This is a genomic window from Bacillota bacterium (assembly GCA_040755295.1).
GTDB lineage: Bacteria > Bacillota > Desulfotomaculia > Desulfotomaculales > Ammonificaceae > SURF-55.
The window spans coordinates 1-1413 of record JBFMBK010000036.1 but is presented as its reverse complement, the minus strand read 5'-3'; the positions used below and the strand labels follow the sequence as shown (position 1 = coordinate 1413).

General features: G+C 55.9%; 1 protein-coding gene. It reads left to right on the top strand.

The features are described 5' to 3' along the window. Positions 1-1413, top strand: a 1413-nt coding sequence (locus tag AB1500_13125) for a toprim domain-containing protein (GenBank protein MEW6184088.1), incomplete at both ends; no start/stop codon positions are given.

Sequence of the window (1413 nt, the reverse complement as noted above, 5' to 3'; positions counted from 1 at the left end):
CCGGCCGCCGGCGGGCCGGTCAACAGATCCAGGATGCGCCGGCTGACCTCACCGGTTGAAATGGACGCGGATGATCAGAAATTACTGGGGCAGGTCATCCAGTATTATCACCAAATTTTAAAGAATACCCCGGCCGCCTTGGCCTACCTGGAAAAACGCGGGTTGCGCCACGGCGAACTGGTGGATCACTTCAAGATCGGGTTTGCCGACCGAAGCCTGGGCCTGCGCATCCCGTCCAAGGACAGTAAAGACGGTGTAAAGATGCGTGAACGGCTGACCCGGCTGGGGATCTACCGGGCCAGCGGCCATGAGCACTTTACCGGTTCAGTGGTCTTTCCCATTATGGATAATAATGGGATCGTTACCGGTATCTACGGGCGCAAGATCGGTACCAACCTGAGAGCCGGGACACCGTTACATCTGTACTTACCCGGCCCGCATAAGGGCTTTTTCAACCCCCGGTGCCTGATCAGCCCGGAGGTCATCTTGTGCGAGGCGATTATCGACGCCCAGTCATTCTGGGTGCACGATTTTCGCAACGTAACATCCTCTTATGGCACCGGCGGCTTTACCGACGAGATGTTCCGGGCCTTCCTGGGCCACGGCGTCCGGCGGGTCTACAATGCCTACGACCCGGACCCGGCCGGCGATACGGCTGCCGAGCAACTGGCCGCTCGCCTGATCCCCGAAGGTATCGAGTGCCTGCGGCTGCTCTTCCCGCCGGGCCTGGACGCCAACGCTTTCGTTTGCGCAGATCCCACCCACGCCAGGCAAAACCTGACGCATCTGATCCAAACCGCTCGACCCATGGGCAATGGTCACAAGGTGGTTTTTTCTTCTTCTTTTAGTACAGAAGAGTCAAAGGGAGAAAACCCTGCGCAGGGAGAGGCCGCCAAGACGGAAAGCCCCGTCTCATCCCCCCTCCTTGCCGCCTCTGAAAGAGCAGCGAAGGAGGAGAAAGTCGATGAGCAAGAGAACGCCGCAAACGTAAAGCAAGCTTTCTCTCCTTGCCTTGCCGTTTCTGAAGAAGCGGCGAAGGAGGAAAAAGATAACGAACACCAGACCGGTACGCAAAATCTCTGTAACCGGTCTGTAATCGATGAAAAAGTTATCGGTAGTAATGAGAGAGTTTCATCCTCTCCCCTTACTGTCTTAGAAGAATCAGCGAAGGAGAAGAGAGGTGATAATCGACAGACCGGTGCGCAAATTTTCTGTAACCGGTCTGTAACCGGAAATCAGAACGGTGAAAGTGACAAGCAATTTTCATCTCCTTCCCTCGCCGCCTTAGAAAAAACGGCGAAGGAGGAGAACGTCGATGAACAGAAGAACGCCGCGACCGTCACGAAAACTTCTTCCCCAAGCGCCGGTCAAGAAGAGACGGCGAAGGGAAGAATAGGCCAGGGGGTCTATGCA